Origin of the sequence: Nocardia vinacea NBRC 16497 (assembly GCF_000308835.1) — a bacterium.
Classification (GTDB): domain Bacteria; phylum Actinomycetota; class Actinomycetes; order Mycobacteriales; family Mycobacteriaceae; genus Nocardia; species Nocardia vinacea.
In genome coordinates, this window is record NZ_BAGN01000299.1 from 1 (window position 1) to 449 (window position 449).

1 protein-coding gene is annotated in these 449 nt (G+C 60.8%); it reads right to left on the bottom strand.

The features are described 5' to 3' along the window. A partial coding sequence (locus tag ON44_RS33570; RefSeq protein WP_040697962.1) for a hypothetical protein occupies positions 1-449 on the bottom strand: 449 nt, incomplete at both ends.

The window sequence follows — 449 nt, forward strand, 5'->3', positions numbered from 1 at the left end:
ATTTTGTGTTGGCGGGTTTGTTGGTCGGGTTCGTTGGTGTGTGTTGGGGTGCGGGGTGTGAGGGTGCCGTCGGGTTTGTGGGTGTGTTCGTTGGTTTTTTGGGTGAGTTCGATGGTGAAGGCTTTTTTGATGAGGGTGGTGCCGTTGTTTCGGGTGTAGGACTGTGTCCATTGGTTGCGGGTGCGGACGCGGGGTGTGTGTTTGGGGTCGCGGTGGGGGTGGTTGGGGTCGGGTTGGTCGATGTTGGTGTCGAAGATGATGACGTTGCCGGCGCCGTCGTTGGTGGCGAAGTAGCCGTGGGCGTTGGTGCCGTCGTCGGTGGCGAAGACGACGCTGTCGAGGGGGTCGTCGGGGTCGGCGATTTGGTCGAGGATGTGGGCGAGGGGGTCTTTGTTGGGGTTGTTGTTGGTGGTGGGTACGGGGATTTCGGTGATGCGGGTGTGGAGGCT